This is a genomic window from Rhizobium laguerreae (assembly GCF_002008165.1).
Lineage (GTDB): Bacteria > Pseudomonadota > Alphaproteobacteria > Rhizobiales > Rhizobiaceae > Rhizobium > Rhizobium laguerreae.
In genome coordinates this window covers 1,199,898-1,213,912 of record NZ_MRDM01000014.1, presented here as the reverse complement: position 1 = coordinate 1,213,912, position 14,015 = coordinate 1,199,898, and the positions used below count along the sequence as shown (strand labels likewise).

The following is a 14,015-nucleotide window of genomic DNA, read 5'->3' as shown; positions in this document are numbered from 1 at the left end:
CCGAGAGAAGGGTGACAGTTCATACCGGAGACATGGGTTACACTTTTGCCTTTGCGAGGGGAGCGAAGGTGCCTTGGCAGGAGTGCAACCGTATGGACGAGCGTCTCAAATTCGTTGCGCGGGTTCGTGATGGCGAGAAGATAGCGGTGCTGTGCCGCGAGTTCGGCATCTCGCGCAAGACCGGCCACAAGATCATCAGCCGCTATAATGCCTGCGGGCTGGAAGGACTGACGGATCGCTCGCGGCGTCCCTACCGGCACGCCAATCAGCTTCCTTTCCAAAACGAGAAGCTGATTGTGCGTGCCAAGCAGGAGAAGCCGAACTGGGGCGCACCGAAGATCAGAGAACGACAGGCGCGGCTTTACCCGGACGTGCAAACGCCGGCGATCTCGACCGTGCATGCGGTGCTCGACCGCAACGGGCTGGTTCAGCACCGCAAGCGACGGCGCAACAGGGCACAGGGAACGCCACGCTCCCAACCTCGCCAACCCAACGACTTATGGTGCGCTGATTACAAAGGCGAGTTCATGCTTGCCGACAAGCGAAAGCCGACATTGCTGGTGGAGGTGTCCTCGCCTTCCGCATGGCGCACAGCGGGTCGATAGCGCCGGCAGTAGTTCGGTGCGCAGAGATGCGATCCGCCCTTCAGCACTCGCCTAGCGATGCGGATCGCAGGCTGGCTAGGGTCGTAGCTCGCTTCGACACCGCCGCCGCGCGAATTGCTAGGGATGCAGCAGGAGTGCTTCGCCGGTTCCGGATGACGCATCGACCAGTAGTCGCTCATCCACTCCCAGACGTTGCCGATCATGTCGTAAAGGCCGTAGCCGTTCCACATCCATCGCTGCGGCGACGCGTTGAACGCCGTCTCCTACGGTCCGTGTAACCGTAACATACTTCCCTTCTCACCCCCGAAAGCGCACCAAATGCGTGCGGAGAGTTTCTCCGACGATCAATCGTTCACGATGGGGGTAGCATGTCGACGAGAACCAGACTGTTAGGAGGGGCGCTGGTCGCGTTCCTGGCGCTCACCGGGGCGGCCCGTGCCGATACCATCAGCTTCGCCGACGCGGTGAGCACGCTCGCCAACGACTGCGGATCCGACATCAAGAAGTTCTGCAAGGGCCTGAACCTCGGAAGCGGCCGCATCCAGAACTGTCTCGAGGCCCATGCCGCAAAAGTCTCGCCGACTTGCACCTCGACACTGGCGAGCGTCACCGCCTCGATCGAGCAGCGCCTTGCCGCCCAATCGTCGTTCACCGCGATGTGCAAGCACTATGTCGCGCAGTTCTGCAGCGGCGTAGTGGGCGAGGGAAACATTCTTTCCTGCCTGAACAAGGCGACGCGCGTGAACGAAGGCCAGTGCGGCCAGGCCATCATCGACGCCGGCTGGCGGTGAAACGATGTTGAAGGGATACAGGATCATGAAGGGCTTTCGACTTGCAACGATGCTTGCCGCCGGACTGCTGCTGGCACCCGGCCATCCGTTCGCACAGGAACTGAGCGGCCCGCAGGTGGTGCGCACGCTCGGCAGATTGCAGGGCGGGGCTCCGGCCATTGACCTCGCGTTGCTTATGGAAGAAGCGGCGGCGAGTGCAGGCAAGGGCGTCGCCGCGCTTCCCGACTGGCAGAAACTTTCGAAGCTGTCGCAGCTCATCGTCGAGATCGACTTCGAGAACGACTCCATTGCCATCGAACCTAAATCCTATCGCACCGTCGGCATGATCGCCGACGCCCTGCATCATCCGAACCTGCGGCGCTACAAGTTCCTTGTCGTCGGACACACGAGCTCGACGGGTGACGCCAAGCACAATCTGGACCTCAGCCAGAAGCGGGCGAACGCAATCACGGAGGCGTTGTCGACGACCTTCGCCATCGCCCCGGACCGTCTGTTCGCGATCGGCGTCGGCGAGGAGTGGCTCGTGGATCCGTCGAACCCGCAGGCCGCCGATAATCGTCGCGTCCAGCTCGTGAACCTTGGTCTCGTGAAGTAGCAAAAAGGAGAATTCTCCATGAAACGCCATATACGGATTGGCACTCTCGCGTAGCCTGCCTCGTGTCGTTCGCGGGAGCGGCGCAGGCCGAAGACGCGATCACGGCCCCCGCCGCCAAGACCATTGGAGCGACCACGGCCACGAAGATGGTGCCGTCGCTCGCCGTCCTCAATTCCGGCGGGGCGACGCTGGTCGATGGCAAGCTGACGATGACGGGCGTCACCCCGAACTCCATCGTGTTCGCCGACCGTCCGGTACGATCGGCCGGACATGTTCTCACGACCGAGTTCATCAAGGAATGGGACGAGGGCAAGGATAGCTTCGCGGTCGACCCGCCGAACGCGACGATCTCCGTCATGAGCAGTGATGGCACCGCTGTCGAAGACGCGGTCGTGGTCCTGACCAAGCCAAAGCTGGATGGCGGCACGCTGACCTTTGACGTCCAGGTTCTCGAGGGCGAACTCGCAAAGGTCAATGGCCCGGCTTCGCTTTTCATCGACATGTTCGTGGCGCGCGCCGGAATGGGGCGCGTCGGCGTGGTCGGCGTGGGTGCGGTCGGCTTTCATGGCGGCTGGTATGCGCACCCGGCGGCCCGCTACGGCGCCGCGGTCGCGACGGGCGCGGCCATCGGTGCTGCGGCGGCCTCCGCGCCATACTACTATCACCCCCCGTGCGGCTACTATCCGTATCCGCCCTGTTACTGAAGTCGGGAGCGGCACATTGCAATGGAACAGGGGAGAAGCAGTCGAGGCAGATGGAAGTCGGCTGTGGGCGTTCTTGCCGCCGTCTTCGTGGCCTATCTGCTCGTCTGCTACCTGGTCATGCCGGAGCTTTGGATCTTCCGCGACCGGAGCACTGTTGCCGATCTCAGCCGGATGGTCACCACGACCGGCGACGACATTCCGGGCGACCCGATCAACGTCGGCGTCGTCGGCCCGAAGCAGCAGGTGATCAAGGCCTTCGCCGCCTCGGGCTGGGATCCCGCCGACAGGATAACGTTGCTCTCCTCGGTTGAAATCGGCCTGAGCGTGGCGCTTGATCGTCCGGATCTCGATGCACCCGTCAGCCCGCTGTTCTTCGACGGCCGGAAGCAGGATCTGGCTTTCGAAAAGTCTGTCGGGCGTAGCGCTGACGAGCGCCACCACATACGCCTCTGGCAAACGGCGACCGTCGGCGCCGACGGCCAGCCGCTGTGGCTGGGCTCCGCGAGCTTCGACCGCGGCGTCGGCGTCAGCCACGACACCGGGCAGATCACCCACCATATCAGGCCCGATCTTGACGCCGAGCGCGAACTGGTGATCGGCGACCTCAAGGCCGCCGGGCAGATCTCCATGACCTACGAGCGCGCAGGCGTCGGTGCGACAAGAGATGGTCGGAACGGCGGTGGGGATCCGTACTTCACCGATGGTCGAATCCTTGTAGGGGTGCTGCGATCGGCCGAAAAGCGATAGGATTGGCGACAGCGGGACAAGGGCGAGGGGAGCGACCGCATGCGGTGCTCGACCGCAACGGGCTGGTCCAGCACCGCAAGCGACGGCGCAACAGAGCTGTCGGAACGCCACTCTCCCAACCTCGCCAACCCAACGACCTGTGGTGCGCCGATTACAAGAGCGAGTTCATGCTCGCCGACAAGCGCTACTGATATCCATTGACGGTCACCGGGCAGTCCGTTGGAATCAAACAGGTCGAAGACCACATATGGATCGCAAGCTTCATGGATTACGACCTGGGATACTTCGATGACGAGACATGCAGACTGGAACCACTGCCGAACCCTTTCGGCTCAAAAGTGTTACCTATGTCTCAGGAATAAACCGTATCCTATGTGTCCAGCACGGACCAAAGGGGAAGTGGCGCACCCGACAGGATTCGAACCTGTGACCTTTGGAATCGGAATCCAACACTCTATCCAGCTGAGCTACGGGTGCATGCCTAAGGCGGTCTGAATCGCCTGTCCGATGGGTGGTTCTTAGCCTAGCTTGCGGCTGGCTTCAATCGCGAAATTCTCAGAAATACGGGTGCTTGCGGTTTGGCGGGTGTTTTTATCCGTCAGACCCGAGGAACGTTGCATGAAAACTCCGCCGGCCTTGCGGGCGGCGGAGCGTGGTTGGCGAGTCGGATCGTCTGGCGGCGGTCAGATCTGCATGGCGCCGGGGCCGGGGATCGCCTTTGGCGGCACCTTGCCGAGGATGATCATGCCGAGGACTTCGTCCTTGGTCACGTCCTCGGTGCGGGCGTGGCCGACGACCTGGCCGTTCTTCATCACCGAGACGCGGTCGGCGAGGTCGAAGACGTCGTGGATGTCGTGGCTAATGAGGAAGATGCCGATGCCTTCCTTCTTCAGCTGCTTGATCAGTTCGCCGACCTGCGCCGTCTCCTGGGGGCCGAGGGCCGCCGTCGGCTCGTCCATGATCAGGATGCGGGCGTTGAAGAGGATCGCACGCGCGATCGCCACCGATTGCCGCTGGCCGCCCGAAAGCGCCTTCACTGGCTCCTTGAAGCGCTTGAAGTTGGGGTTAAGCCGCCCCATCACCTCGCGGGCCGAGGCTTCCATCGCGACGTCGTCGAGCGTACCCCAGCGGGTCTTCAGCTCGCGGCCGAGATAGAGGTTGGCGGCGGCGTCGACATTGTCGGCGACGGCGAGCGTCTGGTAGATCGTCTCGATGCCGTATTTCTTGGCATCGCGCGGATTGCGGATGTCGGCAGGCTCGCCGTTGATCAGGATCTCGCCGCCATCGCGCTTGTAGGCGCCGGAGAGGATCTTGATGAGCGTCGACTTGCCGGCGCCGTTATGGCCGAGCAATGCCACGACTTCGCCGGGGTAGAGATCCACAGAGGCGTTGTCCACGGCGTGAATGCCGCCGAAGGAGATCGAGATGTTTTTCAGTTCCACGAGGGGAGTGCGTTGATCAGCCATGTTTTGGGCTCCTCTCACTTGGCACGGGAGCGATAGACGGTGTCGAGCCAAACCGCTACGACGAGGACGGTGCCGACGACGACGCTCTGCAGCGGCGTGTCGACATGCGCCAGCACCATGCCCGATTGCAACGACTGCATGACGAGCGCGCCGAGCATGGCGCCGGCGATGGTGCCGGTGCCGCCTGCCAGCGACGTTCCGCCGATGACGGCGGCGGCGATGGTGTAGAGCTCGTCGAGCGTACCCTGCGAGTTCGTTGCGGCGTTGAGGCGGGCGGTGGAGATCGCCGCCGCGATGGCTGCGAGAATGCCCATCAGCGCGAAAATGCGCACGGTGACCCAGCGGGTCTTGATGCCGGCGAGCTCGGCCGCTTCGGGGTTGCCGCCAATCGCGAAGACGTAGCGGCCGAAGCGCAGCCTTGTCGCGATGAAGGTCATGATGATGCCGACGACGATCGCGATCAGCACCGGCACGGCGATGCCGTAGGGGATATCCAGGCCGGTTTCGGGCCAGGGAATATTGTTGGTCTCGGCATATTTCTTGGCGATGTTGATCGGCCAGTAATAGCTGTTGGCGATCCAGACCGCGCCGAGGATGAGGACGCAGCTGAGGATGGCGAGGAAATATTCCGCCCACATCGGCCGGCGCGGAAAGCCGAAGCGGCGGCGCTGGCTGCGCGAGCCGATGATGCTGACGATGACGAAGAGACAGGCTGCAATGCCGACGATCCAGCTCCAGGTGGCGCCGATCGAGCCCTCAGCACCACCGCCCATGATGCGGAAGGTCTGGTCCATCGGGGCAACCGTCTGGCCGCTGGTGACGAGCCAGGTGGCGCCGCGCCAGACGAGCAGGCCGCCGAGCGTGACGATGAAGGAGGGAACGTTGAGGAAGGCGATGATGATGCCCTGGAAGGCGCCGATCAGGCAGCCTGCCGCCAATCCGACCAGCAGCGTGATCGCCCAGGTGAAGGGGCTGTCGAAGCCGATATATTCCGGCAGGATCTTGGCCTGCGTCACGCCCATGATCATGCCGCAGAGGCCGAGCACGGAACCGACCGACAGGTCGATGTTGCGGGTGACGATGATCAGCACCATGCCCGTCGTCATGACGGCGATGTCGGTCGTCTGGACCGAGAGGTTCCAGAGATTGCGCGGGGTCAGGAAGAGGCCGCCGGTGATGATGTGGAAACCGATCCAGATGATGATCAGCGCGCCGATCATGCCGAGCAGACGCGTGTCGATCTCGGTGGCGCGGAAGAAGCGGGTCACCAGATTGGCTTCCGCCGCTCGCGGTCCGCTTGATGTTGTGGATTTTACCATTTCGGCCATGGGTTTGCCGTTCCCCCACTTGTTTGGACGGATGCGCCGTCGTGCTAGAGGCTGCCATCGGCGTCATGCGTCTGTACTTCAACTCACCATCGCGATGCTTCCGGAAGCCGGTCGCGTGGCGTTGCGACACCCTTCCGGCAGGGAATGAAAACCCGCGATGGTGCGGCGAGGCGGAGAAACTTCGTCGATCGAATTCTCATCCGCATCCGGCGCCGCAACGGTGTTCCGCTGCGGCGCCGGCAATTTCAGTGCAGAGCTTGCTTACTTGCAGGCAGCGACGGTGTCAGCCTTCACGCCCTGGCAGGCTTCAGCCTTGGAAATCCAGCCAGCGTCGATGACGACGTTCAGGTTTTCCTTGGTGATCGCAAGCGGCTTCAGGAAGACCGACTGCATTTCGACGCCCTTGGGGCCGCCCTTGAAAGCCTGGGCGCCGTCGATCTTGCTCATGTCCTTGCCGCCGGCGAGGTCGAGAGCGATTTCAGCGGCGCGTTGGCCGAGTTCGCGGCTGTCCTTCCAGACGGAAACCGTCTGCGTGCCGAGAGCGATGCGGTTGAGCGCTGCCTTGTCACCGTCCTGGCCGGAAACCGGAACGGAGCCGGCGAGGCCCTGTGCGTCGAGAGCAGCGATGGCGCCACCGGCGGTGCCGTCGTTCGAAGCAACAACGGCGTCAACCTTGTTGTTGTTGGCGGTCAGGAACTGCTCCATGTTGCGCTGAGCGTTCTCCGGCAGCCAGCCGTCGGTATAGGCCTCGCCAACATTCTTGATCTTGCCGGCATCGATGGCGGCCTTCAGGACTTCCTGCTGGCCCGAAAACAGGAAATCTGCGTTCGGATCGGAAGACGAGCCCTTGATGAAAACGTAGTTGCCTTCCGGCTTGGCCTTGAAAACGCCTTCAGCCTGCAGGCGGCCGACTTCCTTGTTATCGAAGGTAATGTAGAAAGCAGCCGGGTTTTCGATCAGGCGGTCATAGCCGACGACGGGGATACCTTCAGCGGCGGCCTTTTCGATGGCCGGGCCGATCGCATCGGAGTCCTGGGCGAGAATGATCAGCGCGTTGGCGCCCTGCGAGATCAACGATTCGACGTCGGTAAGCTGCTTTGCGGCAGAAGACTGCGCGTCAGCGGAAATATATTTGGCACCCTTGGCTTCGAGAGCCTTCTTGATGGCGGCTTCGTCCGTCTTCCAGCGCTCTTCCTGGAAATTCGACCAGGAAACACCGACGACGAGATCGGCAGCCATGGCAGCGGTATGCACGGAAACGAGGATGGCAGCACCGGCCATCAATTTCAAAATAGACTTCATAATGTCCTCCCGAGTGGATTGCGACCGGCCCAGCCCATGCTTCCTCCGGCCACCGCGAAAAGCTGTCGAGAAAGGTTTGGATTTTTTTCTCGACAGTCGAGAAATTTAGTGTCAGAGATTTTTTCAACTGTCAACACGGCACTGCCGGCTTAATTTCCTTGCGAAACACCGGCTGGAGATGCAGTGGAAAGCCGAGGGCGGAGTAAGCAGGGGAGAGGGCGGCATTCATGCTGACCAAGTCGAGCACGGAGCTGGTCCGGCAGCGAAACAGCGTGCTCGTGCTGTCTGTGCTGCGCCGCCACGGTGCGCTCGCGCATACCGAAATATCCGATTTCACCCGGCTTTCGTCGGCCACCATTTCGGCGATCACCACTGAGCTGGAAAAAGCCCAGATCATCGAAAAATCGGAACAGCAGCCGGCAAGCGGCCGCGGCCGGCCGCGCGTGCTGCTGCGCCAGCGGCGCGATTGCGGTTATCTCATCGTCGTCATCATCTCCTCGGATGCGGTGCAATATTCGCTGGTCGATTATGCCGGCAAGCTGATCGACCGCTTCAGCGAGGAACGTTCGCACGATCCGGCAGGTGCGGCCCGCTTCGTTGCGGCGGTGCGGGCCGGGCTTTCGCGCATTCTCGATCGCTCGAAGATCAGCCAAGAAAAGGTGCTGCTGATCTCGATCAGCAGCAAGGGGCTGGTCGATTCCACCGAGCCGGTTCTCGTCTGGTCGCCGATCTTCGGCAGCGATCAGATCGATTTCGAATCGGCACTCCGGCCGGAATGGCAGGCCAAGGTGATCCTCGACAACGAGACGCTGCTGGTCGCAGCCGCGCTCGGCGCGCGTGAGGAGATGGTGAAGGGCGCCGATTTCCGCTCGCTCGCCGCCCTTTCGCTCGGCCATAGCGTCGGGCTCGGCATCGTCAGGCGTGGGAACCAGGCAGGCCAGGAGATATCGGCGCCCAATTTCGGGCACATGCTGCACATGGCCAATGGCGGGCTCTGTCGCTGCGGCACGCGTGGCTGCATCGAGGCCTATGCCGGTTTCTATGCGATCCTGCGCAGCGCCTTCGAGGTGCCGCTCGATACGATCCCGGCAAAGTTCGTGCCGGTGGCGGAACTGGACAAGATCGCCGCAAAGGCGCGACAGGGTCACCGGGTCCCCGCCTTCGCCTTCCGCCAGGCGGGGCTGGCGCTCGGCAACGGGCTGTCGCGCATGCTGAGCCTGACGGAGCGCATGCCGATCGCCATCACCGGCCCGGGCACGCGTTATTACGACCTTCTCCGGCAAGGGATCGAAGAGGGTCTGGGGCAGTCGCATATCGTGCGCATGGAAGGCATGCCCGAGATTAGGGTGGTGGCCGACGAGCAGATCCTCGTCTTCGAAGGACATCTGAACCGGGCGCTATCCGTCATCGACGAGGATATTGTTCTCTCGGGCGTTCAGGGAATCCAGGCATCGGCGACTATTCAGGAATCGGGTTGAGGGTTTCTTTCACGACGTGTGGTGATTGCAGCAGCAACCGGCCAGTCGGTAGTATGCGACTTTGAGGGGTTTGCCGTGCCAGCCCCCCTCTGGCCTGCCGGCCATCTCCCCCGCAGGTGGGGAGATAACAAGTGACTGGGCCTTCCTGCCTCTTTGACGGTACGCTGCTTGGAACGTCCATCGCTTGGGGAAGCCAGTGCAGCCAGCCAATCTCCCCACCTGTGGGGGAGATGCCCGGCAGGGCAGAGGGGGCGACCGCGGCACGCCGTTCATCAAAAGATCTCTGAAACGCGAAATGGCCGGGCGGGCGCCCGGCCATCTCATGCATGGCTTCCGGTCGGGAGAGAGCCGTCAGCCGATCTTGATGAGCTTGCCTTCCTTGACGGACAGGACCGCGGCATCGGCGAGTGCCAGCGCTGCGAGACCATCGGCGCCCGATGGAGAGATCTTGGTGCCCCTCTCGATCGCGGCGATGAAGCCGGCAATCTCGTTGGCATAGGCTTCGGTGTAACGGGTCATGAAGAAGTCATGCAGCGGCGGGCGGGTGTAGCCTTCGCCGTTTGCGACTTCGATGGAGACCGGCCGCTGGTTCTCGGCCGAGACGAGGCCCTTGGAACCATGCACCTCGATGCGCTGGTCATAGCCGTAGGTGGCGCGGCGGGAGTTGGAGATGACGGTCTGCTTGCCGGATTTCGTCTGCAGGATCACCGAGACGCTGTCATAGTCGCCGGCTTCGCCGATTGCCTTGTCGACGAGCACGGCGGCGGTCGCGAAAACCGACACCGGTTCTTCGCCGAGCAGGAAGCGAGCCATGTCGAAATCGTGGATCGTCATGTCGCGGAAGATGCCGCCCGAGCGCTTGATATAATCGACCGGCGGGGCGCCGGGATCGCGCGAGGTGATCGTCACCATCTCGACATCGCCGATCTTGCCTTCGTCGATGACCTTGCGGACAGCCATGAAATGCGGATCGAAGCGGCGGTTGAAGCCGACCATCAGCTTGGCGCCGGTCTCTTCCACCACCTTGATGCAGGCCTTGACGCGGGCGACGTCGAGGTCGATCGGCTTTTCGCAGAAGATCGCCTTGCCGGCGCGGGCGAAGCGCTCGATCAGATCGGCATGGGTATCCGTCGGCGTGCAGATGACGACGGCGTCGATGTCCTTGGCTGCCTCGATCGCCTCGATGGTGCGGACCTCGCAGCCATAGGCGGAGGCGATGGCTTCGGCTGCCTGCGGAAAGGCGTCGGCGACCGCGACGAGCTTTGCATTGGCGTCGCCGCTGACAGCCTTCGCATGAACCTTGCCGATGCGGCCGGCGCCAAGAAGACCAAATCTTACTGTCATTCCAACCTCCCTTGAATTCAGAACAAATAAACCGAATTGTCAAATTTCTGGAATTTTCATTCCACCTTCTCTGCGTCGCGTCAAGGCCTCGGATCTTTCACATTTGCAAGATTCGACCCGGAGCATTTCCGGCTCGGATTTAAGCGTTCTGCTGGAGCCGGCTTGTCGAACATTCGATACCGTTTGAGCCAACAGAATACTTTAATCTGGCCAGGAAAGGCTTTAGAGACAAGCGCGGCACAGGCCGAGGGCAGTGCGACATATCCGACCGCGGGGTAAAGATGCAGCTGATCGATCCGAACCATCCGGCATACCGGCGCCTCTGGGTGCGAGTTGCCATCGTTGCCGTCTGCTTCGGCTGGGCCGTGGTCGAGTTCGTCACCGGCGATCCGTTCTGGGGCGTGCTCGCGGGCGGGGCGGGCGCCTATTCCTTCTACATATTGTTCTGGACCTTCAAGCCGCAGCCACCAGCCACCGAGCCGGTCGTGCAGCCTGACGCCGAAGAAGAAGAAGGGCCTGCGGCGACCGCTGAAAAGCCTTCCAAGGACGGGCAGGCGGAATAATCAGCGGGCGATTCGCCGCAGCGCTTCGTCGATCAGCATATTGGCGAGCATCATCCGCTTCGTCGCATTGTCGCGGAAGGGCAGGGTAACACCGTCGGATAATGGCGCGGGTGAGGACGCGGCCCTTCTCAGGGAGTGTCGGCAGCTTACCGGCGCCTTTGAGAAGAAGGCCGAATAGTCGAAGCGTGCCGCGATCTTTCTGATGCGCGCCACGCTTGAGGTCTTTGTTTGATACGATCGCAAAACCGACGCACGGCTTCACGTGCAGCCAGCACGATCCCTGCGCATTCCCGTCCTGTCAGAGTGACAGTTCCTTGGCTTGCGCCTCGATCTTTTCGCAGGCATTCCCGAATGGATCGTGCAGCGGTACCAGCGGCGAAACGCCGAGCAGGAGAAGCGCTTTCAAATGTGACCAGCCACCTCCCAGCAACGGCGCAAAGGATGTCATCACGATGCGTTCCTTGCCATAGAGACGCTCGTACTCTGGAAAATTGCAGAAGTTCTCGTGATTGCTGTTCTTCAGATGGAAGGACTCGGCCTCAGCACCTTCGGCAAGGATAACTTCGTGCGTATCGAGCATGACGGCATAGTACTCGATCGATACGTCAGCGGCGGGAGTGACCGATGCAATCGTTTTACCGTTCACGAGGTCCTTCACCTGGATCAGAATGCCGTTCAGGTACAGCGCATGGCCAGGCGACAGATAGAGATCCGAGTGGGGTGTTTGCCCGTCCAGTGCGTGGCGGGAAACCCGGATCGGCACGACGTCGTTGGGCCAGCGCGCGCCGCTCTTCTTGAAGCTTTGGCGGCCGACCCACTTTACCGGGCGGGTGCTGCCGTCAGGAAGGGCAACGCGATCGCCGATGCTGAGATTCTCGACAGGCTTCTCACCGCAATCCGTGAGGATCGCCGTTCCCCGCAGGAAGCAATTTGGGCCGCTCCCGCTGCCGCCACCACCACCACCTCCACCTGAGCCACCGCTCCCGCCAGAGCCTCCGTGTCCACCGGAGCCGCCCCGTCCCCAAAGCCGCCCCAGCGCGTTGGCCGGAGAGGTGGAAATTGCCGTGGCCAAGGCTGCCACGCCGGCAAGACGAGCACCAGCGGCTGCGGCTACGCCTAGAAAATGTCTGCGCGCATTGTTGCGCGGCAGCTTCGGATCTCCCGTAGATGACATGTTGGCGGTCTCCTGAGAACATTTGCACCACGCTATGTTACAACAGGTTGTATCGCATTCAATTTCGCTAAACAGCTACGGCCTACCGAAAAGGGAGTAGGCATGGTCTACTGGGGTCCCGAAATATGCTATTGCCGGTCGCAAAAAGCGGCACATTTCTCTGCTACCCGAGCGCGAAAGAATCAAACTGCGTGCCATGGGCACTTGTTGAATCGCGGGAAAAACAGCCCATATAGAGTTCGCGAATCGAGTCGGAAACGGCGGCTCTTCCAAAGCCTCGGAACCTTTGCCTGCGTTCGCGAGAAAGCTTCAGCTGTGCGGCAGGCGGCGCATCGCCTCGTCGATCAGCAGGTTGGCGATCATCATGCGCCTGTTGGCATTGTCGCGGAAAAGCTCTGGGACTCCATCAGGATGATTGGCCTTGGCAAAGGCGCGCCGCTTCTCGTTCAGCGTCTGTTGGGTATCGGCGGCAGCGATCGCCAGTTCCGCAGCAATCTCTTCCGGAGCGATGCGGGCGAGATGGTCCGGCATGACGGGCTCGGGTGGAGGCGCAGCCGCCGGTGCCTCCGCGATCGCGGCGGCAGCATCAAGATCCAGATTGTCGAAATAGGCCTGGCCGACCCGTTGCGAGGCGGTCGAGACATCTTCCATGACATCGAAGGCCATGACATCGAAGGCCATGACATCGAAGGCAAGCCCGGTGCCGAGGCCGGAGACGCGATGGACGGCCGGCGCCCCGGCGTCTTCGTCCGTCTCGCCCTCCGCCTTCAGCCGCTCGAGGACTGATTGAAATACCGACTGTCCGAACAGCATGCGCTCCCTTTCGACGCGTGCATTAAAGGCGGGCAAGATGGCGCAGGGCTTGCGGGTGTCGTCAGCCGGCCTGCTTGCGGCTCTCCTCGAGGATGATGTCGTAGAGCAGCCTTGCACTCGGCGGCAGCGCCCGTTCCCTCGCCGTGATCATGCTGTAGGGCTTGACGTTGATGTCGAAATCGATCGGCAGCATGCGCACATCGGAGGCATTCGAGCCCTGGCTGGCCAGGAACTGGGCGACGTCGACGGCAACGGGAGCGATCGCATCGGTTTCGCAGACGATGGCGCAGGTGAGCAACAGCGAGGAGGTGTTGACGATGTTTTCGGGCAGCGCCACGCCGCGCGACAGGAAAACGTCCTCGATCGTGCGGCGCAGCAGCGTGCCCGGCGGCTGGAACACCCAGTCGTAATCCCTGACCTCTGAAAGGCTGCTCGTCTTCTGCTTCATAAGCGGGTGGCTGCTGCGCACGATCAGGCAAGCCCGCTCGATGCCGATCTCCGTCACCTCGAACAGGCGCGGATTGAGATCATCGGGAATGCGGCCGATGATGAAGTCATGGCGGGCGGCGAGCAGCTCGCGGGCAAGCACGTTGCTCGTCTCCACCTGGATGTTGATCTCGATGCCCGGATAGGCCTTGCGCACCTTGTTGATTGCCGGAACGACGAGGCTCATGGCCGGCGCCGTCACCGCGCCGATGAAGACCGACCCGCCCTTGCCACTTTTCAATTCACCGATCTCGCGGCTCGCCTCGCGCAGCTCCAGGAGGATCTTGCGAGCCCTTCGGGCAAGCGCTGCGCCGAAGGTTGTCAGCACCACGCCGCGGGCCACCCGCTCATAGAGCGACGTCTTGGTAATCGATTCCATTTCGGACAACATCCGCGATGCGGCGGGCTGCGAAATGTTCAGAACGTCGGCTGCGGCGGAAATCTGTCCGCTATCTTCGATTGCGACGATCATGCGCAGGTGATTCAGCTTAAGTCCTGCACGTAAAAGGCTGTCATCGCCGAAATTATCGCTGTGGATATCGATGTGATCCATCGAAAATGGCTCGGAAACAATCGTCATGGTTGCAGCCTCCTCACTGCGCTCCATCAAAAGTAATAC

Annotated in this window: 14 protein-coding genes, 1 tRNA gene and 3 pseudogenes; 8 read left to right on the top strand and 10 right to left on the bottom strand. The window is 61.9% G+C overall.

Translation table 11 applies throughout. The features are described 5' to 3' along the window. Positions 1 to 68: 68 nt before the first annotated feature. Positions 69 to 545, top strand: a pseudogene (locus BS630_RS21800) (helix-turn-helix domain-containing protein); the annotation flags it as partial. On the opposite strand, the pseudogene BS630_RS21795 reads toward BS630_RS21800, so the two are convergent. Beyond that, a pseudogene (locus tag BS630_RS21795) lies at positions 512 to 829 on the bottom strand (formylglycine-generating enzyme family protein); the annotation flags it as partial. The pseudogenes BS630_RS21800 and BS630_RS21795 sit on opposite strands and share 34 nt — an antisense overlap. A gap of 144 nt (positions 830 to 973) precedes the next feature. Between BS630_RS21795 and BS630_RS21790 the strand changes: the two are divergent. The 5 genes and pseudogenes from BS630_RS21790 to BS630_RS38065 form a co-directional block, all read left to right on the top strand. Then, the gene (locus tag BS630_RS21790; RefSeq protein ID WP_077979013.1) at positions 974 to 1,396 is read left to right on the top strand and encodes a cysteine rich repeat-containing protein; all 423 of its coding nucleotides are present in this window, start codon (positions 974 to 976) and stop codon (positions 1,394 to 1,396) included. Between the two features lie 25 nt (positions 1,397 to 1,421). Continuing rightward, on the top strand, positions 1,422 to 1,991 hold the full coding sequence (locus tag BS630_RS21785) for an OmpA family protein (protein ID WP_077979261.1): 570 nt from the start codon (positions 1,422 to 1,424) through the stop codon (positions 1,989 to 1,991). A 62-nt stretch (positions 1,992 to 2,053) separates the two neighbouring features. Beyond that, the gene (locus BS630_RS21780) at positions 2,054 to 2,695 is read left to right on the top strand and encodes a hypothetical protein (protein WP_077979012.1); all 642 of its coding nucleotides are present in this window, start codon (positions 2,054 to 2,056) and stop codon (positions 2,693 to 2,695) included. 21 nt (positions 2,696 to 2,716) lie between these two features. Then, positions 2,717 to 3,442, top strand: coding sequence for an LssY C-terminal domain-containing protein (locus tag BS630_RS21775; RefSeq protein ID WP_077979011.1), 726 nt, complete (start codon positions 2,717 to 2,719; stop codon positions 3,440 to 3,442). A gap of 38 nt (positions 3,443 to 3,480) precedes the next feature. Beyond that, positions 3,481 to 3,630 (top strand): annotated as a pseudogene (locus tag BS630_RS38065) (IS481 family transposase); the annotation flags it as partial. Positions 3,631 to 3,842: 212 nt separating this feature from the next. Here the strand turns inward: BS630_RS38065 and BS630_RS21765 are convergent. The 4 genes from BS630_RS21765 to xylF form a co-directional block, all read right to left on the bottom strand. Continuing rightward, positions 3,843 to 3,919 (bottom strand) — tRNA-Arg (locus BS630_RS21765). A gap of 206 nt (positions 3,920 to 4,125) precedes the next feature. Continuing rightward, a complete protein-coding gene (locus BS630_RS21760; protein WP_003542059.1) occupies positions 4,126 to 4,908 on the bottom strand; it encodes an ATP-binding cassette domain-containing protein in 783 nt (260 codons plus the stop codon). 14 nt (positions 4,909 to 4,922) lie between these two features. Then, on the bottom strand, positions 4,923 to 6,236 hold the full coding sequence (locus tag BS630_RS21755; RefSeq protein WP_077979009.1) for a sugar ABC transporter permease: 1,314 nt from the start codon (positions 6,234 to 6,236) through the stop codon (positions 4,923 to 4,925). Between the two features lie 261 nt (positions 6,237 to 6,497). Beyond that, complete coding sequence (gene xylF / locus BS630_RS21750; protein ID WP_077979008.1) at positions 6,498 to 7,538, bottom strand: D-xylose ABC transporter substrate-binding protein; 1,041 nt, start codon at positions 7,536 to 7,538, stop codon at positions 6,498 to 6,500. Between the two features lie 227 nt (positions 7,539 to 7,765). Here xylF and BS630_RS21745 point away from each other — a divergent pair, with 227 nt between their 5' ends. Then, the gene (locus tag BS630_RS21745) at positions 7,766 to 9,016 is read left to right on the top strand and encodes an ROK family transcriptional regulator (RefSeq protein WP_077979007.1); all 1,251 of its coding nucleotides are present in this window, start codon (positions 7,766 to 7,768) and stop codon (positions 9,014 to 9,016) included. 351 nt (positions 9,017 to 9,367) lie between these two features. Here BS630_RS21745 and iolG read toward each other — a convergent pair whose 3' ends face one another. Continuing rightward, complete coding sequence (iolG, locus tag BS630_RS21735; RefSeq protein WP_077979006.1) at positions 9,368 to 10,360, bottom strand: inositol 2-dehydrogenase; 993 nt, start codon at positions 10,358 to 10,360, stop codon at positions 9,368 to 9,370. A gap of 281 nt (positions 10,361 to 10,641) precedes the next feature. Between iolG and BS630_RS21730 the strand changes: the two genes are divergently transcribed. Continuing rightward, on the top strand, positions 10,642 to 10,923 hold the full coding sequence (locus BS630_RS21730; protein ID WP_065280928.1) for a hypothetical protein: 282 nt from the start codon (positions 10,642 to 10,644) through the stop codon (positions 10,921 to 10,923). Here the strand turns inward: BS630_RS21730 and BS630_RS21725 are convergent, their stop codons facing one another. The 4 genes from BS630_RS21725 to BS630_RS21710 form a co-directional block, all read right to left on the bottom strand. Continuing rightward, positions 10,924 to 11,136 carry a hypothetical protein gene (locus BS630_RS21725; RefSeq protein WP_077979005.1) on the bottom strand — a complete coding sequence of 71 codons (213 nt, stop codon included), beginning with the start codon at positions 11,134 to 11,136 and terminating at the stop codon, positions 10,924 to 10,926. It abuts the gene before it with no gap. A gap of 85 nt (positions 11,137 to 11,221) precedes the next feature. Further along, positions 11,222 to 12,097 carry a Hint domain-containing protein gene (locus BS630_RS21720; RefSeq protein ID WP_077979004.1) on the bottom strand — a complete coding sequence of 292 codons (876 nt, stop codon included), beginning with the start codon at positions 12,095 to 12,097 and terminating at the stop codon, positions 11,222 to 11,224. A gap of 309 nt (positions 12,098 to 12,406) precedes the next feature. Continuing rightward, positions 12,407 to 12,910: a hypothetical protein gene (locus BS630_RS21715; RefSeq protein ID WP_077979003.1), complete on the bottom strand. Its 504-nt coding sequence runs from the start codon at positions 12,908 to 12,910 to the stop codon at positions 12,407 to 12,409. Between the two features lie 61 nt (positions 12,911 to 12,971). Continuing rightward, positions 12,972 to 13,976 carry a LysR family transcriptional regulator gene (locus BS630_RS21710; protein WP_077979002.1) on the bottom strand — a complete coding sequence of 335 codons (1,005 nt, stop codon included), beginning with the start codon at positions 13,974 to 13,976 and terminating at the stop codon, positions 12,972 to 12,974. Positions 13,977 to 14,015 lie beyond the last annotated feature (39 nt).

Bases quoted from the DNA above. Each gene is read 5' to 3' on its own strand.
- BS630_RS21790 (WP_077979013.1), top strand. From the start codon at position 974: ATGTCGACGAGAACCAGACTGTTAGGAGGGGCGCTGGTCGCGTTCCTG.
- BS630_RS21785 (WP_077979261.1), top strand. From the start codon at position 1,422: ATGAAGGGCTTTCGACTTGCAACGATGCTTGCCGCCGGACTGCTGCTG.
- BS630_RS21775 (WP_077979011.1), top strand. From the start codon at position 2,717: ATGGAACAGGGGAGAAGCAGTCGAGGCAGATGGAAGTCGGCTGTGGGC.
- BS630_RS21760 (WP_003542059.1), bottom strand. From the start codon at position 4,908: ATGGCTGATCAACGCACTCCCCTCGTGGAACTGAAAAACATCTCGATC.
- BS630_RS21755 (WP_077979009.1), bottom strand. From the start codon at position 6,236: ATGGCCGAAATGGTAAAATCCACAACATCAAGCGGACCGCGAGCGGCG.
- xylF (WP_077979008.1), bottom strand. From the start codon at position 7,538: ATGAAGTCTATTTTGAAATTGATGGCCGGTGCTGCCATCCTCGTTTCC.
- BS630_RS21745 (WP_077979007.1), top strand. From the start codon at position 7,766: ATGCTGACCAAGTCGAGCACGGAGCTGGTCCGGCAGCGAAACAGCGTG.
- iolG (WP_077979006.1), bottom strand. From the start codon at position 10,360: ATGACAGTAAGATTTGGTCTTCTTGGCGCCGGCCGCATCGGCAAGGTT.
- BS630_RS21730 (WP_065280928.1), top strand. From the start codon at position 10,642: ATGCAGCTGATCGATCCGAACCATCCGGCATACCGGCGCCTCTGGGTG.
- BS630_RS21720 (WP_077979004.1), bottom strand. From the start codon at position 12,097: ATGTCATCTACGGGAGATCCGAAGCTGCCGCGCAACAATGCGCGCAGA.
- BS630_RS21715 (WP_077979003.1), bottom strand. From the start codon at position 12,910: ATGCTGTTCGGACAGTCGGTATTTCAATCAGTCCTCGAGCGGCTGAAG.
- BS630_RS21710 (WP_077979002.1), bottom strand. From the start codon at position 13,976: ATGACGATTGTTTCCGAGCCATTTTCGATGGATCACATCGATATCCAC.